Consider the following 22,628-nt stretch of genomic DNA (forward strand, 5'->3'; position numbering starts at 1 on the left):
TGCTTACCCCCCGGTGGACGCCACCTCCTCGGCCAGGATCGACACCGCACGCCGGATGTCGTCCTCGCGGTGCTCGCTGGTGACGAAGAACCGCAGCCTGGCGAGCCCCTCGTCCACGGCGGGGTGGAAGATCGGATCGGCGATGACACCCCGGTCGAACAGCCGGTCCGCGACCCGCAGGGTCCGCGCCGAGTCACCGAGTACGCACGGCACGATCGGGGTGCCGGCGCTGGAGCCCGTCGCCAGACCGGCCGAGGCGGCCAGGCCCAGGAACAGCTCCGCGTTGCGCCGCAGGGCCCGCACCCGGTGCGGTTCCGTGGCGATCAGCTCGGTGGCGGCCAGCGCCGCGGCCGCGTTGGCCGGGGTCAGACCGACGCTGTAGACGAAGCCCGGCAGCGTATGCCGCAGCCACCGCACCATCCGGGCCGAGCCGCCGAGATAACCGCCGCAGCTGGCGAAGGACTTGGACAGGGTGCCCATCCACAGGTCCACGTCGGACCGGTCCACGCCGAAGAACTCACCGACGCCGCGGCCGCCTTCGCCCACGGTCCCGATGCTGTGCGCCTCGTCGACCATCAACAGGGCGCCGTAGCGCCGCTTCAGCTCGATCACCGCGGGCAGATCGACCAGGTCGCCGTCCATGCTGTACGCGCCCTCGACGGCGATCAGCACCCTGCGGAACCGCGAGCGGTTGAGCCGCAGCATCTGCTCCAGCCGGTCGATGTCGTTGTGGGCGAACGGGCGCCGCGCCGCCCCGGACAGGGCGCAGCCCTGAAGGATGCTGTCGTGGGCGAGCGCGTCGTGCACCACGAGGTCCCCCGGGCCGACGAGATGCCCGATCGCGGTGACATTGGTGGCATGGCCGCTGACCAGCGTCAGGCAGTCCCCGACGCCGAGGAAGTCGGCGAGCGCCCGTTCCAGCCGTACGGTCAGGTCCCGTTCGCCGGAGAGCGGCCGGCTCGCGGAGACCGAGGTCCCATAGCGCTCCACCGCCCGGTGCACGGCCTCGTTGACCACCGGATGGCCGGAGAGCCCCAGGTAGTTGTAGCTGCCGAAGGACAGATACGTCCGCTCGCCGATCACGGTCGTATCGCGGATGTTGCCCTGATGGACCCGGAAGTACGGGAACTCCGCACCGCTGTCGACGATCGCGCGGGCGCGCTCCTCGAACTGCCGCACCTCCGGGAAGGCGTCGACGCTCGCGGTCGCGGCGTCGAAGTCCGGCCGCGTCTGCTCGGGCAGCAGCCCGCCCGGGGCCGGCGGCCGCGTCAGGTGCGGATCGACCAGCGCGATCAGCCGCTCGACGGTGAGGTCGGGCGAGAAGATCTCCTCGGTGCGGAAGTCCGGTATCCGCTTGCCGATGTTGACCTCCAGTTCCTGGAGCATCAGGGAGTCGAAGCCGAGGTCGGCCACCAGCGCCATCCGCTCGTCCAGGTCGGAGAGCGGGAAGACACCGGTCCGCGAGACCTCTTCGAGCACGAGGGACGCGGCGGCCGCGCCACCGGCCCGGATCGCCTCGGGTGCGTCCTCGGGCGGCTCCACCGGACCTGGCCCCGGCGGGTCCTCCCCTACGGCCTTGCCGGCAAGGGCGGGGACGGGGGCGCCCTCGGCAGCAGCGGGGGACACACCACCGCCCTCGCGGGCCGACTCGTCCACCGCCCAGTGGTGGCGCGGGGCGAGTGGACTCGGCGGCAGGGTGCACGGGGGTATCCGCTCGCCCACCGGGCGGAGCCCCGAGCCGGTGACCGCACGCGCCGCGAGCTGCGCCAACGCGGCCCTGTGCGGCTCGGCGGACAACGAGCCCGGCGCGGGAACGGCGACCTCCTCCGGCTCGCCGGGCGGCACCGTGCCGGTCGTCTGCCCCGGCCCGAGTTCTCCGGTACGGCCCACCGCGACGGCTTCGGCCGCGGCGCTCAGCTTCATGGCGGCGTCGGCGGCGTCCTCCGCCACCAGCGCGAGACGTTCGGCGAAGGGGGCCCGGCGGGCCAGGGTGTCCGCCACCCCGGCCAGCGGCGGCCGGTCGTCGGCGAGGGTGTGCGCCAGCTCCCGGGCGTAGCGGGCCAGCCCGGCCCGGTCGCGGGCGCTGAGCACGAGCAGCCGCGGCCCCGCGTCCGGTGCCGGACGGGCCGGTGCCGTGGTGCACTCCTCGACCACCAGATGGACACCGGTACCGCCGAAGCCGAAGGCGCTCACTCCCGCCCGGCGCGGCCGGTCGGCATCGGGCCATCGGGTCGGCGTCGTCGGGACGGTCAGCCGCGCGGCGTCGAGCCCGGAGCGGTCGGCCAGGTCGAACTCCGGCTGGGGCGGGATCACTCCCCGCTGCACGGCCAGGACGGTCTTGATGAGTCCGGCCGTCCCCGCGGCGTTGAGCGAGTGGCCGACCACCGCCTTCACCGCGCCGAGGTAGGCGGGGGCGCCCCGGGCACCGCGCAGTTCGCGCAGCACCTCGACCTCGACGGGATCGCCGACCGTGGTCCCGGTGCCGTGCGCCTCCAGATACCCGGCCGCGTCCGGAGGCAGGCCGGCATCGCGGTAGGCCCGCCGCAGCGTGCGGAGCTGACCGGACGCCTGCGGGTGCATACCGCCCTGCACGGTCCCGTCGTTGGCCGTGCCCACTCCCCGGATCACCGCGTAGACCCGATCGCCGGCCGCCAGCGCATCGGCCAGCGGCCGCAGCACCAGTACTCCGGCGCCCTCGCCCAGGACGAAGCCGTCGGCCGCCGCGCCGAACGGCAGGCATCGGCCGCTGCGCGAGACGGCGCCGATCCGGCACAGGCCCACCAACAGGTCCGGGGTGAGGATCAGTTGGGCGCCGCCCGCCAGCGCGATCCGACTCCGGCCCGCGCGCAGCGCGTACACGGCGTTGGCCACGGCCATCAGTCCACCGGAGCACGCCGAGTCCAGCGCATAGCTCTCGCCGTGCAGGTCGAAGACCGAACTGATGGTGTTCGGCCCCATGTTGAGCAGGAGTCCGGCCACGGATGTGCCGTGCAGCCCGTCGACCGCGCGGGCCGTCTCCGGCCACCCGGGGTCGGTCGCCCGCGCCCCGAACTCACCGCCGGCCAGCTGGCGCATTCGGATCTGCAGGGTGCTGATCTCGCGGTAGCCGCTCTCGGTGAGCGAGGTGATCACCGAGGTCTCCTCGCGGTCGAAGCCGTCGGCCTCCCACCCCGCGTCCTGGATCGCCTCACGGGCGAGGTCGATCAGCAGCCGGTGCTGCGGGTCCATCGACCTGGCCCGGCGCGGCGGGATGCCGTAGTGCGCCGCGTCGAAGTGGCCGACGTCCGGCAGCAGCGCCATGGTGTCCGTATAGGCCGCGGACGCCTCGCGGAAGTTGTCGCTGAGGAAGGTGGCGGAGTGCCACCGCGAGTCCGGGACGGGGGAGAACTGCGGCTGCGGGGCGGTGAGCAGCCGCCAGTACTGGTTGACGTTCCGCGCCCCCGGAAACCGGCAGGCCATCCCCACGATCGCGACGTCATCGCGCCGCGCGCCCGCCTCCCCCGCGGGTGAAGGAGCCGCACCCGCTGGGGAGTCCTTCGCCGTCGCGGGCGTCACGCGGTGCCCAGCCGCTCGCGCCACCACTCCACCGTCGCCTTGATCTGCTCGTCGACGGGGGTGGCGCGGACCGCGAACTCGGCTTCGTAGGCGCTCGCGTCCACCACGAACGGGCGGTCGAACTGGTAGCGGATCTCCTTCATCTCCCGGATCAGCGGGGAGAGGAGCCCGACGACGCCCAGCACCGCCGGCGACAGCCCGCGCACCGCGACCGGCCCCGTTCCCGACTGGGCGGCGAGGCGGTCGACCATCTCCCGGACGGACCGCGCGGGCTCCGTCGGGACGTGCCAGGCCCGCCCCCAGGCCCGTTCCTCGCCCGCGACCTCGACCAGGGCCCGGGCCACATCGGGGAGATAGCTCCAGCTGTGCGGGGCGTCCGGGTCCCCGAGCGTGGAGACCGGCTTGCCGCGCAGCAGCCGTGGCATGACCCGGGCGGCCAGGTGTCCGGCGTCGGTCACGCCCGGCCCGAAGAAGTCCGAGGCCCGCAGCTCGACCGCCTTGATACGCCCCTGCCCGTGCAGCTCTTGCGCCTGCTCCCATACAGCGGCGCGCACCCGCCCCTTGGGGCCGGTCGCGGCGAGCGGCAGTTCCTCGGTCAGGGGGCCGTCCACCGGGCCGTAGCCGTAGAGGTTGCCCAGCATGGCCAGGGTGGCGCCGGTCGCCTCGGCCGCCGCACAGAGCGACGAGGCCAGCGGTGGCCACTGACTCGCCCAGCGGTGGTAGGGCGGTGCGGCACAACTGAAGATCGCCGTCGCGCCCTGTGCCGCCTCGGTCAGCCGCGCACTGTCCGCCGCGTCCAGCGCGACATGTTCGATACCGGGTTCCGGGCTCCGGCCTGTCTTGGTGATCACCCGCACCGAATGACCCTTTTCGACCAGCAGCCGAGCGGTGGCCATTCCGGCGGGCCCGAATCCTATTACGACATAAAGGCTCACGAGCGCACACTAGCGCGGGCGCCTGTGAGCCCTCCGCCTGGTGAGTCGGGGCCGCGCCACGCGGGGCCGGATGCCGATGCTTTCGGTCGGCCGCACGTCGGCCAGAATCCTTACCCCGGGACTCCGTGCTTCTGGGATCCGTGCCGTAGGACGCTGGCCAAGGCAGGGAAAACGTGGCCGATCAGCGGCTGACGGTCCCCTGACGCATTCTCCGAAGACGTCTCGCATGACGTCTCGAAATCGCCGATCCGCCGCGCATGCCGGCCGCTCCATTTCGCGCCAGGTCTCCTCACATTTCGAGCCAGGTCTCCTCCATGTCGAACGTGGCGTCTTCGGTATGGCGGACACGGAAGGCGGACATGGTCCGGCCGCCCCTGTGCAGCGGTGCGACACTGGCGAGGGCGAGTTGCGCCAGTCCGGACCAGTGGAAGACGTTGACGTCGGCGTCCAGGTCGACGTCCGCCGCGGCAAGGTCCTCCGGCGAGATGCCGAAGGAGCGGACGACGGCGGCGATGTCTCCGTCGAAGTCCCAGTGGTCCTCACCGTGCCAGCCGGCGGCGAAGAGCCCGGCCCCGTCCGGGTGGAAGATCGCCCAGGCGCCGTAGGTCATGTGGTAGTCGATGGTGGCCGACGCGACGATCACCGCGTCGGGGAAGCGCACGCGAAGCGCCTCCGCCTGCTCCAGGACGGGGAAGCTGTCTCCGCGGTGCCCCAGGGCGGGGTCGACGATCTCGGTCACACCGCCCCAGCACCCGACACTGACCAGGTCCAGGTCGCGGCGCGTCTCCAGGGGAACCGCGTCGACCGCACGGACGGGGTCCAGCTCCTCCAGGACGGCGTCGACGGTGCCGAAGGAAGCGACGAACTCACGGGCCCGGTCCGGGTCGTGCGCGGGCAGCGTCGCGGCGTTCCCCGGATGGGGCGCGTGGACGACGGTGAGCCCGAACTCACCGTGTCTGACTATCTCTTGGTCCTCGTCGGCATCCCAGAAGCTTTCCTCAGTCATGACGGTGACCCTAGGGGGTGTCCGCCCGGCCTAGCGCCCTAGCGGGCCGGCCCCGTCCAGATGGCGTCCTCGTGGCGGCCGTCGGGGGAGACCTCCAGTTGGAGCTCCTTGGCGCCGCCGGGGGAGACGGAGTAGGAGAACTGGCTGACCGCGCGCTTGCCGGGCAGCAGCGTGCCGGAGAACGGCTTGGTCGCGCCGTTGCCGTCGAAGATGTTCCCGGCCGGTGCGCCGTCGGCATCCCGTACGGACGGCAGGGCGCTGGTGATGTCGATCGGCTTCTTGCCGCCGTTGACGATCGTGACCTTCAACCGGACCGCCAGATCGCCCTTCTCGTGGCCGACGGCGACGCTGTCCGGCCGGTACGGCTCGGGCTTGCCGACGGTGATGGTGACGCCGTCCTCGTACCTCCGCGGCCGGCCGAAGCGCAGCGGACGGTCGGCACCCGGGTCCGAGGGGGCGGCGGTCGGGCCGTGCCACTCTCGGTTCTTCGCCCTCGCGTCGTCGACGGCGTTCTTCACGAACAGCACGGTGAGGAACAGGCCGACGACCGCCAGCACCATCGTGAGGCCGCCCAGGACCGCGCCGGCCAGGGCCATTCCCTTGTGGGTGGCCAGGCCCTTGCGGGCCCGGCTGTGACCGACCAGGCCGAAGATCAGGGCGAGTACACCGAGGATGCCCGAGAGCCAGAACAGGAACGGGATGAAGCCGAGGACCGTGCCGATGATGCCGGTGGTCAGCGCGGCGACGCCGAGGCCGTTGCCCGTCTGCCCGGGCGCCGGCGGAACCATCGCCGGGTACGCGAAGGGCGGCCGGTCGTGCGGCTGGTCCTCGGCCGGCGGGGCCCAGGGGTCCGGGCCGGGGGTGTTCTCGGGCATCGTCATTCGTGGTCCTTCTCGGGAACTCCTGGACAGATCACCCTAACAAGCGGTTTACCTGGCCTTTATTTCGAGGGCGAATTCACGAGTCGCTCGCGGCCCTCTTCTTCCGCTCGGCGGACCTGAAGGACTCGGCCAGGTCGATTGCGCCGATGACCACCAGCGCAAGACCGAGCGGTCCGCCTTGGAACCAGAGGTACTCAAGGCCCCAGAAGAAAATCGCCAGGACGGCCCCGACGGCGATAAGGACGATCCCAAGAACCCTTTTGACGTTCACTATTCCCTCGGCGCTGTCTCATGTCTCCGACGGTCGGGCACGGTCGGGACATCGTAAGGAATGGGTCGACTACCGGCCAACCGGCTTTCGCGGGTGAGGTGTTCGTTCGTCGGCGGGGTGTGGTGCCGTCGTCCGGCCTCGGGCGCCGGGCGTCAAGGGCTGGGAACCGGGCGTCGCTAGAAGCCGAAGAGCTGGGTCCAGGTCCAGTCCTTCTGGACCAGGCCGACGCCCATGGTGTTCAGGTCGCAGTTGAGGATGTTCGCGCGGTGGCCGGGCGAGTTCATCCACGACTGCATCACGCTCTCCGGGGAGCTCTGGCCCTGGGCGATGTTCTCGGCGCCGGGGTTCTGGTAGCCCTGCGCCTGGGCCCGGTCGACGAAGCTCCGGCCGTCCCGACTGGCGTGGTCGAAGTAGCCGTTGTCGGACATGTCCTCGCTGTGCAGCTGGGCGGCGCGGGCCAGGCGGTCGTCGGAGGTCAGCTTGCCGCAGCCCGCCTTGGCCCGTTCGTCGTTGACGAGTGCCAGGACCTTCTCGGCCGGGGTGTCGGCGGGGTCCGCCTCGGGCGTGGCGGGCGGCGCGGGCCTCGCCGTCGGCGGCTTGCTCTTCGACCGGCTCGGGGCGGCGGACGAGGGGGCCGACGAGGGCTTCCGGGAAGCGGACTTGGCGGGCTTGGGAGAGGGGGACTTCGAGGCGGTGCGCGACGGCGGGGCGGCGGGGGTCGAGGGCCGGGTGAGGTCCGGCACGTTGGCGGGCGCCGAGCGCACCGTCTCCCGCTCCTCGCCCGGCGACAGGATGGCTATCCCGCCGACCGTGCCGCCTATGACCAGCAGGGCGAGACCGGCGGCCGTCCGGGACGCCCGCCGCCGGCCCTGTTTCTGCCTGCGGCTTTGCGTGCGGCTCGGTGCGCGGCCCGGGCTCTGTGTGCGGTTCGGTATTCGATGGCCACCGCCCGCGGAGGGGGTGACTGCGGTGTCGCCCGGGCCCGCGCCCGGTGAGCCGGGCGCACCGGCGGGGTCGACCGGGACGGTGCGGCCGACCAGGTCCGCGTGGCCGCCCAGGTCCGTGTGGCCGACCTGCCCTACCGCCTCGAAGGTCACCGTCTCGGCGGACGCCCTGGCCCCGTGGAGGGCGGCCAGCCCCGCCAGCCCTCCCAGCACCCCGGCCACCGGCACCAGACCGAGGCCCACCAGCAGCCCCTCGGCGGGCACCAGTCCCGCTTCGAAGCCCGAACAGACCGTGCAGTCACGGGCGTGCCGCGCGATCCGCTTGCGCCACAGCGCCGACGGAAGGCCGTCCCAGGACGCGATCACATCGTCCAGCAGCACACAGCGGGGCGTCGCGGACAGCGCCCGCACCACCAGTCGGGCCGTCTCCAGCTGCGCCTTCATCCGCTGTACGCGCACCGCGGTGTGCTGCGGCGACAGTTCCAGCGCCGCGGCCACCTCGGCCCGGCTCAGCTCGCCCGTGGCCTCCAGCCACCACAGCGAGAGCAGTGCGCGGTCGTCGGTGTCCAGCCAGCGGGTGGCCTCCGCCGCCTCGCGCCGCTGCCCCTCCAGCCCCAGCCGCAGAATCGTCAGGTCCACGAAGTCCGCACCCGGGTCGGCCACGTCGTAGGCGTCCTGCAGACCGGAGTCGGTTGGTGCGGCGTGGTGCTTCTGCCAGTGGCTGCGTATCTGGTTCATCGTGATGGCCACCAGCCAGGACCGGAAACGTCCCGGATCGTGCAGCGAGCCGAGGCCGCCCAGCGCGCGGATCATGGTCTCCTGCACCACGTCGTCGACGTCCGCATGCCCGTTCAGCGCGCGGCCGACGACGTTGTACACCAACGGCAGATAGCCGGCGACCAGCTCGTCCTGAGCCCGCTGGTCCCCTCGCCGCGCCGCCTCCACCACGCTGTCGTGTTCCGTGCTCACGCCCACGCCTGCCCACTCCCTTTCCGGTCCTCGCCTTTCCTGCCCGGCACAAGGGAGACCGCCGGCGGCGGTGCACGATAACGGAAAGTGCGCCGCGAACCGAGCGCATGCTCGGACGGCGGGGGGCTCAGGTGCGGGCCCCCCGCCGCCGGCCACGTCGTGATCAGGAGCAGACGGTCCCGTCCGTCGGGACCTTGCCGTCGAGCAGATGCCCGTTCACGGCCTTGGTGGCGCACTGGTTCACGCCGTACGTGCCGTGCCCCTCGCCCTTGACGGTGACCAGCACCCCCACGCCCTTGCCGAGCTTGTCGGCCATCTTCCGGGCGCCCTCGACGGGGGTCGCCGGGTCGCCCGCGTTGCCGATGACGACGATGGGGGCGGCGCCCGGCGCCGAGACCTCCGGGGTGTCGCTCTTGCCGGTGACCGGCCAACCCGTGCAGCCGAGCAGGCCCTTCGCGGTCAGCTCACCGAAGACCGGTGACGCCTTGCGGAACTCGGGCAGTCTGGTCCGCACCTCCGCGGGGGTGGGGCGCTGCCTGATGTCGGCGCAGTTGATCGCGGAGTTGGCCGTCTGCATGGTGCTGTAGTGGCCCTTGTCGTCGCGGCCGCTGTAGTTGTCGGCCATCATCAGCAGGTTGTCGCCGCTGCCCTGCTCCGCGTCCGACAGCGAGATCGACAGGCTCGGCCAGCTCTCCTTGGAGTAGAGCATCGCGACGATGCCGACGACCGCCTGCTCCTGGGTGAGCTTGCGCCCGCTCCGGGTCGGCAGCGGCCGCTTCTCCGTCTTCGCCAGCAGGGCGGCGATCCGCTTGCGGCCGTCCTCGCGGTTCGGGTACGGGCAGCTGCCGGGCTTCTCGGCGCAGTCGGCGAGGTAGTCGTCGAGCGCCAGCTGGAAGCCCTTCGCCTGGCCCAGGGACTCCTGGACGGGGTCCTTGGTCGGGTCGACCACGGCGTCCAGGACCGTACGGCCCACGTTCTTCGGGAACAAGTGAGCGTAGACACCACCGAGTTCGGTCCCGTAGGACATGCCGAAGTAGTTGAGCTTGGCATCCCCCAGGACCTGGCGTATCAGGTCCATGTCGCGGGCCGCGCTCTCGGTGCCGACGTATGGCAGCACCTTGCCGGAGTGCTTCGCGCAGGCCGCCGCGGCCTTCTTGGTCTGCTCGGCCGTCCCGTCCAGATCGAGGGTCTCGGCGCGCAGCGCGTCGAACTCCTTGTCGCTCAGGCACTTCACACCGGCGCTGTCGCCGACGCCGCGGGGGTCGAAGCTGACCAGGTCGTAGCGCGAGCGCAGCGACTGGGCCGGCGGGTAGCCCGGCAGGGTGGCCACGCCCGATGCGCCCGGTCCGCCGAAGTTGAACAGCAGCGAGCCGATCCGCTTGCCGCCGCCCTCGGCCTTGGCGCGGATCAGCGCGAGGTCGAGGGTGTCGCCGGTCGGCTTGCCGTAGTCCAGGGGCGCCTTGAGGTGCGCGCACTCCCACACCGTGCCGTCCGGCAGCTTGCCGGGTGCCGTGCCGCCGCCCTGAGCGGTGGACGGTGCCGGGCAGGGCCGCCATCTGAGCTTCTGGGCGGTGAGCGAGGCGGGCAGTGCACCGGCCGCAGGGGAGGAGGCGGTGGGGCGGGGCGTCAGGGGGCCGGTGTCGTCCTGGCGGGGGCCGCAGGCGGTGGCGGTGAGGGCGAGGAGGACGGATGCGGACAGGAGTGTGGTGGTACGGAGAGAACGCGATCCGGGCATGGTCGTCTTTCTGTGACAGGTTTCTGTGACAGGGGGGCGGCTGGGGGCTGTTGCTCGGAGGGGGCGGGTCGGCAGGCCGTGTCGTGCTGTGCCGTACGCCGCCCGGTAGGAAGGTCACGGGTGAGGAGGCGCCGAAGCTGCTGCGCGACTGCCGACGGACCCGCGGCGGGCGTGATCGAGTGCGCTGGTGGGGCGGTCAGGTTCCCAGGCCGGCGTCCCGTGCCAGGAGGGCGGCCTGTACCCGGTTCTCGCAGCCCAGCTTGGACAGGATCCGGCTCACATACGTCTTGACCGTGGCCTCGCTCATATGGATCCGGGCTCCGGCGTCCGCGTTGGACAGGCCCTCGCCCAGCAGCGCCAGGACCTCCAGTTCGCGGTCCGTCAGCGTCTCCAGCCTGCGGCGGGCCTGCTCGGTGCGGCGCGTGGTCTGGCCGGACGCCAGGGAGTCCACGACGTGGCGGGTGGCGCCGGGCGACAAGTACGCGTCCCCGGCCGCGGCGGCCCGTACCGCGCCCATCAGCTCCGCGGGGGCCGAGTCCTTGAGGAGGAAGCCCGCACTGCCCTCGGTCAGGGCGCGCAGCACGTTCTGCTGCTCCCCGAACGTCGTCAGGATCAGCACGCGGGTGTCGGGGACGGTCCGGCGGAGTTCGGCCAGGGCCGTCAGCCCGTCCATGACCGGCATCTGGATGTCGAGGAGTACGACGTCGACGCGCTGGGCGCGGGCCAGTTCGACCGCCTCGCGGCCGTTGGCCGCCTCCGCGACGACGTCGATGTCGTCGGCCGAGGTGAGAATCATCCTGATGCCCGCCCGAATGAGCGGCTCGTCATCCGTGACGAGAACCCTGATCACGACTCTCCTGCGCGGTCTTGAGCGGTCCTGCCTGCGGCCACTCGCCATCATCCCCGATCCGCCCGCCCGGAGCGCCGGGCGGCCTGTGCGCCGCCCTCAGGGGGGTGTCGCTCCGATCTCCGCTAGTCCTTGATCTCGAAGGACTCCTTCTCGATCAGCTTGCCGTCCCTGAAGCAGAACCGGTACACCGGGCTCTTGTCCAGGCTGCTGCCGAACTCCGTGGAGTTCAGGCTGAGGCACTTCGCCCCCTTGGGCACGGGTGGGGCGCCCTTCTCCAGCCCCTCGGTGAGGAACGAGGCTCCGTCGGGCAGCTTCTTGCGGACCTCCGACTCCGGCTGCCCCACCGTCACCGTGTCGTACAACTTCGGTTCGATCATGGCCTTGTCGGCCTCGCCCGCCGCGACGACCAGCCCGAGGACCGCGACGATCACCAGCAACAGGGCGACCAACGCCGCCACCCCGCAGCCGACGGCTATCCCACGTCCAGGCCTGTTCCTGCTCATTGCCTTGGCCAGCTCCTTCGGCATGCCGTTCCAGTCGTTGACCGGATCAGCGTCGCCCGGCGAGCCCGCCGGAAGCTGCTGCCGAAAGTCTCCTGCGCCGTCGACGAACGTCGTCGCCGTGCCGCCGGGCGCGGGGCCCGGGGCGCCCTCCGGCGAGGTGTAGGGCAGCACGCCCGCGAGCCGGAAGCCGCCGTCCGCCGTCGGGCCGGCGTGCACCATGCCGCCGACGAGCCGGGTCCGCTCCCCGAGGCCGGTCAGCCCCTGACCACCGCTCACCACGTTCCGGGCGCCGCCCTCGGGTGCGGGACCGTTGGTGACCTCCACGACCAGCGAGTCCGGTTCGTAGCGCAGCTCGATGGTGATCGGGGCGCCCGGGGCGTGCTTGTGAGCGTTGGTCAGGCCCTCTTGAACGAGGCGGTACGCCGCGTGATCGGCGGTCGGGGCGAGCGGGCGCACCTCGCCCGAGCGCCGCAGCCGCACGGCCGCACCCGCGCCCCGGGACGCCTCCATCAAGCCGTCGATGCCGGCCACGCCCCGCGAGGGCGCCTTGGCCTCCTCCTCCCCCAGCGCCGCGAGGGCGGGGGTGGGGGCTCCCCCGGCGGCCACCGGAGGGAGGCCCTGGCCGGGGGCCTCCGTACCGTCCCGCAGGAGGCCCACCACCTCGCGCAGCTCGTGCATCGCGGCCACCGACGCCTCGCGCAGCACGCCCACGGCCTCCCGCTGCCGCCCGGTCAGCTCGCGGTCCACCTCCAGGGCACCGGTGTGCACCGAGATGAGCGCGAGCTGATGACCGAGGCTGTCGTGCATGTCCTGCGCGATGCGCTGGCGCTCGCGGATCCGGGCCTGAACGGCGATCATCTCGCGTTCGCGCTGCAGATGGGCGTGGTACTCGCGGAGGGTGTCCGCCAGGGTGCGGCGCTGCGACCAATAGCGGCCGGCGAGGCCGGGCACGATGACCGCGACCAGCGTCGCCAGGGCACTCATGATCAGGATTCCCGGCGAGAAGTGCGGCAGTTCCCACACCTGGGCCAGGCCGATGTTGAGGACGTAGGCGAGGACGAAGGTGCAGGTCGCCCGCCCGACGGCGGCGATCCGCCGCCCGGCCGACCAGCCGGCGACCAGGAGCAGCGGGGCGAGGCCGTCGAGCCCGGCGGAGGCGACGGCGGTCACCAGCAGCACGGTCGCCGGCAGCGCCCGGCGCAGCGGCGGCAGCAGTACGGCGGCCAGGGCTACGGCGACGGTGCGCACGGTGCCGCTGCTGTCGTCCAGGCCCTCGATTCCGGCCGCCATCAACCCCATCGTGAGGCTCAGCAGCACCTCGCCCGCGATGCGCCTGGGCGGCCACATACCGGGGTCGAGGAGGGTCCTGACCGGATCGGCCAGCCGCCGGGCCGCCGCGCCCAGCCTCGCCGCCGACGTCCGGTCCGCCGGCTCCGTACGGTCCTTGCCTTCCACACCTGTCACGCGGCTACGTTAGGCAAGCCCGCCCGCCGACGACATCGCCTTTCGTCGCGACCGGCAGCAACCAAAGTCCCACGGCCGCGGCCGCCCGGCCCTCGGAACCGGTCGACGCCCGGCATTCCGGATACGGCTATCCGGGTCCGGGCGCCTGACGGGCATCCGCTGGATGTCGTGGCCTAGAGGTTGTCGCCCCAGCCGCCCTGGATCATGGTCTGGAACGCCCAGGTCCCGTCCCGCCTGATCAGGATGTCGGCGTAGCGCAGCCGCTGGGTGCGGCCCTGTGCCGTCATGACCGAGTCCGAGAAGACCACGGCCATGGCGGGCGAGAGGAAGACGGGCGTCCGCGTGGACTCGAAGGTGATGTCCTCGCTGCCGTCCCCCATGACCTGTGTCATCGTCGCGACGAACTGCTCCCGGTCCCACTGGGCCGAGCGGCCGTCGCCGGCCGTGTCGTCGCTGACGAGGTTGAGCGGGAAGACCGCCATATCGGCCATCCGCGCCACGTCGCGCCGCGCGCTGTGCGCGTCGTACTCCGCGAACCAGGCCTCCAGGCTCGCGCGGTCCTCGGCGGTCGGCACGTACCCGGCGTCGGGCAGGAAGGTCACACAGACTCCTCACGGTCGTCGAAGGCGCCCAGCACCCAGGCAGGGCTATTCAAGCTTGACTACTCCGGGTGAAGATACCGACCCCGAAGGATCTAGTCAAACTTGAATAGCCCATCGGTCCCCGGGATCGCCCTACGCCGGCTGGGTCGCCCCCGACACCAGCGCCGCCGTCACCGGGTGGGCCGGGGAGGCGAAGAGCCGCGCGGTGGGGCCGGACTCGACGGACCGGCCGGCGGAGAGGACCAGGAGGGTGTCGGTGCGGTCGGCGACGAGATGGAGGTCGTGGCTGATGAGGATCAGGACCAGGCCGCGGCTGTCGCGGAGGTCGCCGAGGAGGTCCATGATCGCGGTGGCGGTGCCGGCGTCGAGGGCCGAGGTGACCTCGTCGCAGACCAGGACGTCGGGGTCCGCGGCCAGGGCGCGGGCGATGGAGACCCGCTGGCGCTGCCCGCCGGAGAGTTCGTGGGGGTAGCGGTCGGCGAAGTGGGCGGGCAGGCCGACGCGTTCGAGGAGTTCCAGGACCCGGGCGGCGGTCTGCCCTCGGGAGGTGCGCCGGTGCAGGCGCAACGGGCGGCCGACCGCCGCGCCGACCGTACGGCTGGGGTTGAGGGTGCCCAGCGGGTCCTGCGGTACGAGCTGGAGGCGTCGGCGCTGTTCGCGGGTGCGGCCGTGGGCGGTGGGGGCCAGGCGGACTCCGTCGAGGGTCACGGCGCCGCCGGTGGGGCGGTGCAGGCCGACCATCGCCCGCACCAGGGTGGTCTTGCCCGAGCCGGAGGCTCCGACGATGCCCGTGCTGGAGCCGGCGGCCACGGTGAGGTCGATGCCGTGGAGGACGGGGTGGCGGCCGCCGCGCCGGGTGAAGGCCGCGTGCAGGCCGGAGACCGTGAGCGTCGGCTCGCCGGCGGGGAGCGGCCGGGCCGCGGTACGGGGCGCGGGGGGCGGTACGGGCGTCGCCCGGGAGAGGTCGACGATGTCGTCGGCCAGCCGGGCGACCAGGTCCCCGTCGTGGCAGGACAGGGCGACGGCGAGCCGGTGATGGGCCGCCAGGTGCCGCAGCAGGGCGGCGATCTCGTCGCGCAGCTCCGGGTCGAGGCCGGCGGTCGGCTCGTCGAGGAGCAGTACGGCGGGGCGCCGGGCCAGCGCTCTGGCCAGCGCGAGGCGCCGCTGCTGGCCTCCGGACAGCTCGCCGGCGCGACGGCCCGACAGCCCCTCGCCGGTGGGCAGTTGGACCTCGGCGAGCAGGTCGTGCAGCGCCTGTGGGCCGCGGTCCACGGCGACCTCGGCGAGCAGCCGGCGGACCTTCATCCGGGGGTTGAGGCCGGGGCCGGGGTCCTGGCCGACGTAGGCGAGACGGTGGCGGCGCAGCGCGCGCAGCTCGGCCGCGCCCAGCGTCAGCACGTCCTGGCCGAGGACGTCGATCCGGCCGGCCGTGCGCCGGGCGCCGGCGGGCAGCACCCCGGCCACGGCGCGCAGCAGGGTGGTCTTGCCGCAGCCGGAGGGGCCGGTGAGGGCGGTGATGCGGCCGGGGCGGACCGACAGGCTGCCGCCGTCGAGGAGCAGCCGGCCGTCCGGGGCGGCGATGGTGAGGTCCGTGACGGTCACCGCCGTTCCCACGGCGGGGGCCCGGTCCTCGGGGTACCGGTCGGGCTGGTGGTTCACAGCGCGGTCACCGCCTTCCGGCCGGTCTGCGGTACGAGTGCCGAGACCGCCAGGTTGACGCTCATGGCCAGCAGGCCGATGGCGATGCTGGGGGCCAGTACGGCCCAGGGGTTGAGGACGATGCCGCCCGCGTTCTCCCGGATCATCAACGACCAGTCGGCGGTGGGCGGTTGCGGGCCGACCTGGAGGAAGCCGGCGGTGGACACGACGTAGACGGCGGCGACGAAGCGCAGCCCGAAGAGGGCGAGCAGCGTGGCGCGCAGGTTGGGCAGGACTTCGCGGACGACGAGGTGCCACAGCCGCTCGCCGCCGACCGCCGCCGCCTCGATGTAGCCGGACGCCGCGACCGGCGCCGCGGCGCCGGAGACCAGGCGCACCGCGTAGGGCACCCCCAGCACGACGGCGGTGGCGACCACCGCCAGACGGCCGCCGCCCGGCCACGACAGCGCGACGAGGAGGATGCCGAGCACGGCCGGCAGCAGCATCAGCACGTCCGCGGAGCGTTCCACGACCCGGCCGAGGGCCGGTCGCAGGGCGCCCAGCGCGCCGAGCAGCGCGGCGGCCGCGGTGACCAGGAAGGCGACCAGCAGGGAGGTGGAGATCAGCGCGCGGCCCCCGGCGAGCAGGCGGGAGAGCACGTCCCGGCCGAGCTGGTCGCCGCCGAGGGGCGCCTGGCCGCCCGGCTCGGCGTACGGGGCGGTGACCGGGGTGTCGAGGGCGTGCGGGGCGAGCCACGGCCCGGCGACGGCGACGGCGATGAGCAGCAGGGCGGGCAGGGTGCGCAGCACGAGGCCGCGGCGGACTCGGCGGCGCGGCGGCGCGCTGCGGACCGCGGGCTGCGGGGCGGTGGCGTGCGGTGCGGTCGGGGCGGTCATACGCGGCCTCCGGAAGCCCAGGCGCGTACGAGGTCGGCGAGCAGCAGCACACCGGTGATGACGGCTCCGGTGACCGCGACGACGCCCGCGACGACCGGGCTGTCCCGATCGGTGACGGCGCCGGCCAGCACCCCGCCGATACCGGGGTAGTTGAAGATCGTCTCCACCACGACGGCGCCGCCCAGCAGCATGCCGGTCGAGGTGGCGATGCCCGCCGCGATGGTGGGCAGCGCCCCGGGCAGCAGATGGTGGATGAAGATCCGGTGCCGCGGCAGCCCGTCGAGCACCGCGGTCTCCATGTGCGGCGCCTTGGCCTCGTCGGCGAGGGCGGCCCGCACGATGCGGGTGTTCCAGCCGATCTGCGGGATCGACAGCGCCAGTACGGGCAGGACGAGCATCCGCCAGGAGGCGGGTGCGCCGTCGGCGCCGGTCAGGGTGACGGCGGGCAGCCAGCCCGCCGTCAGCGCGAACACCAGGACCAGGGCGACCGCGACGACGAATTCGGGCAGCGCCAGGATGCCGGTGGCGGTGGCGGACACGGCCCGGTCGGCGGTGCCGCCGGGCTTGAGCGACGCCAGGCAGCCCAGGCCGAGCGAGACGGCGAGGGTCACCAGCAGGGCCAGTCCGCCCAGCAGCAGGGTGTTGGGGAAGGGGCGGGCGAGCAGGTCGGCGACGGTCTCGCCGTGGGCCGAGGTGCCGAGGTCACCGGTGGGCAGACCGGTCATCCAGTCCGCGAAGCGGGCGGCAAGCGGGCGGTCGAGGCCGAGGAGGTGGCGGCGCTGCGCGAGGTCGGCCGCGCTCTCGCCGCGTTCGGCGGTGGCGGTGGCGGCGTCGCCCGGCAGCAGTTCGACGGCGGCGAAGACGGCGGCGAGCAGCACGGTGAGCAGCAGCAGCCGGCGGGCCGGCACGACGAGCAGGCCGCCCGCGCGCAGCGCCGCGGACAGCGCGGGCCGGGCCGGTCGGAGGATGGTCGGCCCTCCGGCCGGTCCGCTCGCCGTACCGCTCAGCGGTCCAGCCATGCCCGTTCCAGCTGCACACGTCCGTAGCCGGGCAGGGTCGGCAGGCCGCGCACCGGGGCGGTGGCCAGGTCGATACCGTCGGCCATGCCCCACAGCAGGTAGCCGGACGCGTCGTGTTCGATCCGCTGCAGCCTCTTCAGCGCCTTGGCGCGCCGGTCGGTGTCCTTGGTGCCGATGGCCTCGCGGTACGCCTTGTCGAACGCGGCGTTCTTCCAGCCCGCCTCGTTCTGGGCCGCTTCGGAGACCATCGTCTTGCTGGCGAAGAAGACGACGGAGTCGTTGGTGCCCCAGTACGTGGTGTAGAGATCGGCCTTGAGCCAGGTCTTGTCCCAGAAGGTGGCGGACTCCTGCCGGACCACGTCGATCTTCACCCCGGCCTCCCGGACCTGGGTGGCGAACAGGGTCGCGGACTCGGCCAGGCCGGGGATGTCCTCGGTGGTCAGCAGCCGGTACGTCTTCGAGGTGTCGAAGCCCGCCTCCTTCAGCAGGGACCTGGCCCCGGCGAGGTCGCGGGTGCGCTGCGGGACGGACGCGGCGTAGGCGGGGTCCCCGGTGCCGAGGATGTCGTTGGCGACGGTGCCGTAGCCGGACAGCACCTGCTCGACCATGGCCTCGCGGTCCACCGCCAGCCGCAGCGCCCGGCGCACCTTCGCGTCCGCGAAGGGGCCGTCGGACGTCCGCATGACGATCGGCAGCGCCATGTCGTCGGGGCGGCGGACGATCTGGATGTCCTTGCGCTTCTTCGCCGTGCGCGCGGCCACCGCGCCGGCGTTGGAGGCGAGGTCGATCTGCCCCTGGAGCAGTGCGTTGGACATCGCCTGCGGGGATTCGAAGATCTTGACCTCGATGGCGTCGAGGAGGACCTCGCCGCCGTACCAGTGCTCGTTGCGGACGAGTCGGGCGTTGCCGGAGCGGAACCAGTCCAGCTTGAACGGGCCGGCGCCGGGCGCCTTGCCCAACTCCTTGTCGGTGGTGCCCTTCTTGAGCACGAAGGTCGTCAGACGGGTGAGCAGGGGAAGATCGGCGTTGGCGTAGTCGGAGACCAGGACGACGGTGTCGGCGCCCTCGGCCTTGATGTTCTCGGCCCTGATGCCGGGCAGGCGGGTGGCGCCGGTGGGGGTGGCGCGCAGCCGGCGCAGCGACCAGGCCATGTCCTCGGCGGTGACCGGGCTGCCGTCGTGGAACGTCGCGCCCTTCGCGACGGTGAAGCGCCAGGTCCTCAGATCGTCCGAGGACCGCCAGCGCGCGGCCAGCCGGGGCACGGTGTTGGTCTTCGCCCCGGGGGCGGTGAGGGTGTCGTGCACGAGGGCGATGATGAGGTAGTCGCTCTCGTTGGCCTGGGTGGCGTGCGGGTCGCGGGTGACGGCGGAGGCCCGGCCGAGGGCGCCGACCCGCAGCGTGCCGCCCCGCCGGGGTGTGCCGCCCGTGGCGCCGGCGGAGGTCTCGCCGCTTCCCGAGCATGCGGCCAGCAGTGCCGCCGCGCCTATCGCTCCACCGGCCCACAGAACTTGACGCCTGTTCACATCCACGTTCGTCCTCGATCCGCTTCGGGGCGACTGGGGGGGTGGCGGTGCTTAGGTTTGCCTACCCTAATGACAACCATTGCCGCAAGGGGTCCGGCGCCGATGAACGGATGGTCGAATGGCACTTCCGCTTGCCGAGGTGTCGGCGAAGTGCCGTTCAACACCTACTTTTTGACGGCACATCAGAGATTCAGCCAAAAACCGACCGGACCGGCCAGTAAGGGTTGCCTTGCCTAAGTCCACTGTCTAGCGTTCGGGCCGTTCGTCGGCGAACCACCGCACCGACCGCCCCCGAGCGGCCGCTCCGCCCTGCCCACTTCGGATCAGCGCCGCCCCTGACCCCGGCTCCCCGCAGGCCGCGATTCCCCCTGCCGAACGACGGAACGGACCCTTGCCATGAGCACGGCAGCCGCACCTGTCCGCCAGCTCGACGAGCGCACCGTGAGCGAACTCCGCGAGGCCGCTGAGCAGATCCTCGCCGAATCCGACACCTCCACCCCATCACCCCCGCTCCTGCGGCGAGTTGAGCAGGCGGCCGCCGCATTCGGCGACGCCCTGCGGCACCACTGCCGCCCCGTCGACACCGCCGACGGCCTGTTCGTCCTGCGCGGCATCGACGTCGACGACGACGCCCTCGGGCCGACGCCCGACGACTGGGCCACCGCCGGCGAGAGCGGGGCCCGCTACGACGTCCAACTGCTGCTGCTAGCCGCCGTGATGGGCAACCCCCTCGCCTGGAAGGGCCAGCAGGACGGCCGGTTCGTCCACAACATCGTCCCCTCGGCCGGGCACGAGAGCGAGCAGACCGGCGCCAGCAGCACCGTGCTGCTCAGCCCGCACACCGAGGACGCCTTCCACCCCGGCCGCGCCCACCTGCTGATGCTCTGCTGCCTGCGCAACCACGACGCCGTCGCCACCACCGCCGCCAGCATCCGCCGAACCCGCCTCGCGGACGAGGACATCGCCGTACTGACCCGGCCGGTGGCCCCGATCCTCCCCGACGACGCCTACACCGCGGCGCAGAGCTACACCGCGCAGGCGCCGCCCGCGGTGCCCGCCCTCTTCGCGACCGACGCGGGCCTGACCCTGCGCTTCGACCCCGCGTACACCCCGCTCGACCCGGCGGACGCGGCCTACCGGGCCGCCTACGCCCGGCTCACGGCCGAACTCGCCCGGGTGTCGGTCGCCGTACGGCTCGCCCCCGGCGAGGTCCTCGTCGTCGACAACGACCTGGTGGTGCACGGACGGGTGCCCTTCCAGGCCCGCTACGACGGCAGCGACCGGTGGCTCAAACGGGCCCTGGTCCGCGTTCCCGGACGCCGCAGCCGCCCCCTGGCCGAAGCCGGCGAGCACGGCTACGGTCAGGCCGCCCTCGAAGCGCACACCAGCTGACAGCTCGTACGGTTTGGAGGCACCACACGATGACCGGCACCTCGACCACCGCCCCCGCCGACCCCCCGATATCCGGCGGCGACCGGCACCTGCGGATCCTGACCACCACCGACCTGGCCGGGATCGACATCTCCCTGGCCGACGTCGTCGCCACCGTGGAGGGCGCCTACCGCACCCTGCACGCCGGGCGGTCCGACAACCCCCGCAAGCTGACCGTCGAACCGCCGGACGGGCACTCGGTCTCCTACGCGATGCTGGGCCGCGACGGCTCCCGCGACGTCGTCGCGATCAAGACCTCCTACAAGCACGGCCTGGACAAGGACCGCACCGAGCAGCACTACTACACCGCGCTCACGCTCTACGACGACGTCACCGGCCTGCCGGTGGCGATGATGGACTGCTCCCGGATCGGCTCGCTGCGCACCCCGGCCGCCTCCGCGCTGCTGGCCCGCGAATGCGCGGCGCCCGGTGCCCGCAGCGCCCTGGTCATCGGCACCGGGACCCAGGGCCGCCTGGCCCTGCCGTTCCTGCTGACCACCCTGCCGGACCTGGACCGGCTGATGCTGTCCGGCACCCACCCCGACGGCATCGCCGCGGTCCGCGAGCGGCTGCGCGCGCACTTCCCCGACCGCGAGGTGGAGGTCGTGGGCGATCTGCGGGCCGCCGCCGCGGACGCCGATGTCATCGTCGCCACCGCCGGGGCCCACACCCCCGCCGCCGTCGAGGCCGACTGGCTGCGGCCCGGCGCGCTGTCCGTCCTGGTCGGCCACGGCCTCGCCCCCTCGACGCTGCACCGGGCCGACCGGGTCGTCGCCACCAGCGAGGCGCAGATGAACGTCACCGGCACCGACATGGCCGACTCCGACGGCCAACTCCCTTCGGTGGACGTCGAGTTCCCACCCGTGCTCGCCGGCGCCGCGCTCGGCCGGGGCTCGGACAAGGAGCAGATCTTCGCGTACAACAGCGGCCTGGTCGTCACCGACATCGCCCTCGGCCACCGCTTCGCCCAGCTCGCGCTGGCACAGGGCCTGGGAACCGAGGTGCCGCTGTGGCGGTGAGCGGCGCGTCCGGCTGGCCGACGCTGCCCGCCCTGCCCGACCCCGCCACCAGAGCGGTGCTGGACAGCGGACTGCTGGCGGAGCTCTCCTACGCACTCGGCGGGCCGTTCCACTTCCTGCTGCCCGACGCCTTCGACGCCAATCTGCGGACCCTGCGGTCAGCGCTGTCGGACGCGGGCGTGGCGGGCTTCGTGTACTACGCGAAGAAGGCCAACAAGGCCGCCGTGTGGAGCGAACGCTGCGCGGCGAACGGCGCCGGAGTCGACACCGCCTCCGTCGGCGAGCTGCGCGACGCCCTCGGACACGGGGTCCGCGGCGAGCACCTCGTCGTCACCGGACCGGCCAAGGACGGCGCCCTGCTGCGCCTGGCGGTGCGCCAGGGCGCGCTGATCGCCGTGGACGCGCTCGACGAACTCGACGCGCTGATCGCCACGGTGGGGCCGGACCCGGTCCGCCCGGCGCGGGTGGTCCTGCGCTGCCTGCCGCCGGCCCAGCCGCACAGCCGCTTCGGCCTGCACGACACCGAGTTGGAGGCCGCCCTGGAGCGCTGTGCGCGGGCGGCCGACGCGGTGCGGATGGAGGGCTTCAGCTTCCACCTGTCCGGATACGCCGTGCAGCCCCGCGCCGATCTGGCCGGGCGCCTGGTCGAGCGGTGCCTCAAGGCCCGCGCCCGGGGGCTGGTGGCCGACCGGATCAGCATCGGCGGCGGCCTGGCGGTCAGCTACACCGACGCCGTCAGCTGGCGCGGCTTCCTCGCCGGTCAGCACAGCGGGCACTACCACGCGGGAAAGTCCTTCACCGCCGGCGACTTCTACCCCTACCACTCCCCGGCCGCCGGAGCCGGGGCGCTGCGGGCCCTGCTCGCCGCCCGGCCCGAAGGGCACCACCGCAACCTGGCCGCACTGCTCCAGGACGCCGCGCTCACCCTGCTGTTGGAGCCCGGCCGCGCCCTGCTGGACCAGGCGGGCGCGACGGTGTTCCGCATCCAGGGGGTCAAGGACCGCGCGGGCTACCAGCTGCTGACCGTCGACGGCACCAGCCTGAGCCTGTCCGAGCAGTGGTTCCACAGCGAGTACCTGCCCGACCCCCACCTGCTCTCCCACGACCCGGACGCCCCCGCCGGCCTGCACCCCGCCAGCGTCGGCGCGGCCACCTGCCTGGAGTCGGACCTGATCAGCTGGCGGAAGATCCCCTTCCCGCGTCGGCCCCGCATCGGCGACCTGTTGGTCTACCCCAACACGGCCGGCTACCAGATGGACTCCAACGAGTCGTCCTTCCACGACCTGCCGCTGCCGCCCAAGGTCGTCATCGACCGCACCGAACGACCGCGGCCGCGCTGGCGGCTGGACCGGCAGCGCAGCTGACCCGTACGCCCCCTCACAGGAGT

General features: G+C 73.0%; 17 protein-coding genes. 3 read left to right on the forward strand and 14 right to left on the reverse strand.

The features are described from left to right. Positions 1-3 precede the first annotated feature (3 nt). The 14 genes from WAB15_RS20130 to WAB15_RS20195 all read right to left on the reverse strand — a co-directional run bounded on the left by WAB15_RS20130 (position 4) and on the right by WAB15_RS20195 (position 18,797). Positions 4-3,459: an aminotransferase class I/II-fold pyridoxal phosphate-dependent enzyme gene (locus WAB15_RS20130; protein WP_407287078.1), complete on the reverse strand. Its 3,456-nt coding sequence runs from the start codon at positions 3,457-3,459 to the stop codon at positions 4-6. Between the two features lie 92 nt (positions 3,460-3,551). Further along, on the reverse strand, positions 3,552-4,490 hold the full coding sequence (locus WAB15_RS20135; RefSeq protein ID WP_399146022.1) for an NAD-dependent epimerase/dehydratase family protein: 939 nt from the start codon (positions 4,488-4,490) through the stop codon (positions 3,552-3,554). A 289-nt stretch (positions 4,491-4,779) separates the two neighbouring features. Beyond that, positions 4,780-5,496: a DUF6333 family protein gene (locus tag WAB15_RS20140; protein ID WP_407287079.1), complete on the reverse strand. Its 717-nt coding sequence runs from the start codon at positions 5,494-5,496 to the stop codon at positions 4,780-4,782. A 38-nt stretch (positions 5,497-5,534) separates the two neighbouring features. Next, complete coding sequence (locus WAB15_RS20145) at positions 5,535-6,377, reverse strand: DUF4190 domain-containing protein (RefSeq protein WP_407287080.1); 843 nt, start codon at positions 6,375-6,377, stop codon at positions 5,535-5,537. 76 nt (positions 6,378-6,453) lie between these two features. After that, the gene (locus WAB15_RS20150) at positions 6,454-6,648 is read right to left on the reverse strand and encodes a hypothetical protein (RefSeq protein ID WP_399146019.1); all 195 of its coding nucleotides are present in this window, start codon (positions 6,646-6,648) and stop codon (positions 6,454-6,456) included. Positions 6,649-6,824: 176 nt separating this feature from the next. After that, on the reverse strand, positions 6,825-8,561 hold the full coding sequence (locus tag WAB15_RS20155) for a sigma-70 family RNA polymerase sigma factor (protein WP_407287081.1): 1,737 nt from the start codon (positions 8,559-8,561) through the stop codon (positions 6,825-6,827). A 163-nt stretch (positions 8,562-8,724) separates the two neighbouring features. After that, on the reverse strand, positions 8,725-10,296 hold the full coding sequence (locus tag WAB15_RS20160; protein ID WP_407287082.1) for an alpha/beta hydrolase: 1,572 nt from the start codon (positions 10,294-10,296) through the stop codon (positions 8,725-8,727). Positions 10,297-10,492: 196 nt separating this feature from the next. After that, positions 10,493-11,146: a response regulator gene (locus WAB15_RS20165; RefSeq protein ID WP_399146016.1), complete on the reverse strand. Its 654-nt coding sequence runs from the start codon at positions 11,144-11,146 to the stop codon at positions 10,493-10,495. Positions 11,147-11,268: 122 nt separating this feature from the next. Further along, complete coding sequence (locus WAB15_RS20170) at positions 11,269-12,996, reverse strand: sensor histidine kinase (RefSeq protein WP_407289257.1); 1,728 nt, start codon at positions 12,994-12,996, stop codon at positions 11,269-11,271. Between the two features lie 290 nt (positions 12,997-13,286). Next, positions 13,287-13,715, reverse strand: coding sequence for a nuclear transport factor 2 family protein (locus WAB15_RS20175; protein WP_407287083.1), 429 nt, complete (start codon positions 13,713-13,715; stop codon positions 13,287-13,289). A 132-nt stretch (positions 13,716-13,847) separates the two neighbouring features. After that, positions 13,848-15,374 carry an ABC transporter ATP-binding protein gene (locus tag WAB15_RS20180; protein ID WP_407287084.1) on the reverse strand — a complete coding sequence of 509 codons (1,527 nt, stop codon included), beginning with the start codon at positions 15,372-15,374 and terminating at the stop codon, positions 13,848-13,850. After that, on the reverse strand, positions 15,371-16,249 hold the full coding sequence (locus tag WAB15_RS20185; protein WP_407287085.1) for an ABC transporter permease: 879 nt from the start codon (positions 16,247-16,249) through the stop codon (positions 15,371-15,373). Before WAB15_RS20185 ends, WAB15_RS20180 begins: the two co-directional genes overlap by 4 nt. Then, positions 16,246-17,268 (reverse strand): ABC transporter permease, encoded by a 1,023-nt coding sequence (locus WAB15_RS20190; RefSeq protein WP_399146012.1) that lies wholly within the window; start codon positions 17,266-17,268, stop codon positions 16,246-16,248. The genes WAB15_RS20185 and WAB15_RS20190 overlap by 4 nt, the downstream gene beginning before the upstream one ends. Further along, entirely contained in the window at positions 17,253-18,797 is a 1,545-nt protein-coding gene (locus WAB15_RS20195; RefSeq protein ID WP_407287086.1) for an ABC transporter substrate-binding protein, read from the reverse strand. The genes WAB15_RS20190 and WAB15_RS20195 overlap by 16 nt, the downstream gene beginning before the upstream one ends. Positions 18,798-19,187: 390 nt before the next feature. Here WAB15_RS20195 and WAB15_RS20200 point away from each other — a divergent pair, with 390 nt between their 5' ends. From WAB15_RS20200 to WAB15_RS20210, 3 genes are read left to right on the forward strand one after another with little or no spacing between them, the layout of a single operon-like run. Beyond that, positions 19,188-20,183 (forward strand): TauD/TfdA family dioxygenase, encoded by a 996-nt coding sequence (locus WAB15_RS20200; RefSeq protein ID WP_407287087.1) that lies wholly within the window; start codon positions 19,188-19,190, stop codon positions 20,181-20,183. Positions 20,184-20,212: 29 nt separating this feature from the next. Further along, entirely contained in the window at positions 20,213-21,241 is a 1,029-nt protein-coding gene (locus tag WAB15_RS20205) for an ornithine cyclodeaminase family protein (RefSeq protein ID WP_407287088.1), read from the forward strand. Next, entirely contained in the window at positions 21,232-22,605 is a 1,374-nt protein-coding gene (locus tag WAB15_RS20210) for a Y4yA family PLP-dependent enzyme (protein WP_407287089.1), read from the forward strand. The genes WAB15_RS20205 and WAB15_RS20210 overlap by 10 nt, the downstream gene beginning before the upstream one ends. Positions 22,606-22,628 lie beyond the last annotated feature (23 nt).

Origin of the sequence: Streptomyces sirii, assembly GCF_045690365.1 — a bacterium.
In the GTDB taxonomy this organism is placed as follows: Bacteria; Actinomycetota; Actinomycetes; order Streptomycetales; family Streptomycetaceae; genus Streptomyces; species Streptomyces sirii.

What these genes read in the sequence shown, in the direction of transcription:
- WAB15_RS20130 (WP_407287078.1), bottom strand. Translation starts at nt 3,459, where the DNA reads ATGGCCTGCCGGTTTCCGGGGGCGCGGAACGTCAACCAGTACTGGCGG.
- WAB15_RS20140 (WP_407287079.1), bottom strand. Translation starts at nt 5,496, where the DNA reads ATGACTGAGGAAAGCTTCTGGGATGCCGACGAGGACCAAGAGATAGTC.
- WAB15_RS20145 (WP_407287080.1), bottom strand. Translation starts at nt 6,377, where the DNA reads ATGACGATGCCCGAGAACACCCCCGGCCCGGACCCCTGGGCCCCGCCG.
- WAB15_RS20160 (WP_407287082.1), bottom strand. Translation starts at nt 10,296, where the DNA reads ATGCCCGGATCGCGTTCTCTCCGTACCACCACACTCCTGTCCGCATCC.
- WAB15_RS20170 (WP_407289257.1), bottom strand. Translation starts at nt 12,996, where the DNA reads ATGTGGCCGCCCAGGCGCATCGCGGGCGAGGTGCTGCTGAGCCTCACG.
- WAB15_RS20185 (WP_407287085.1), bottom strand. Translation starts at nt 16,249, where the DNA reads ATGACCGCCCCGACCGCACCGCACGCCACCGCCCCGCAGCCCGCGGTC.
- WAB15_RS20190 (WP_399146012.1), bottom strand. Translation starts at nt 17,268, where the DNA reads ATGGCTGGACCGCTGAGCGGTACGGCGAGCGGACCGGCCGGAGGGCCG.
- WAB15_RS20200 (WP_407287087.1), top strand. Translation starts at nt 19,188, where the DNA reads ATGAGCACGGCAGCCGCACCTGTCCGCCAGCTCGACGAGCGCACCGTG.
- WAB15_RS20205 (WP_407287088.1), top strand. Translation starts at nt 20,213, where the DNA reads ATGACCGGCACCTCGACCACCGCCCCCGCCGACCCCCCGATATCCGGC.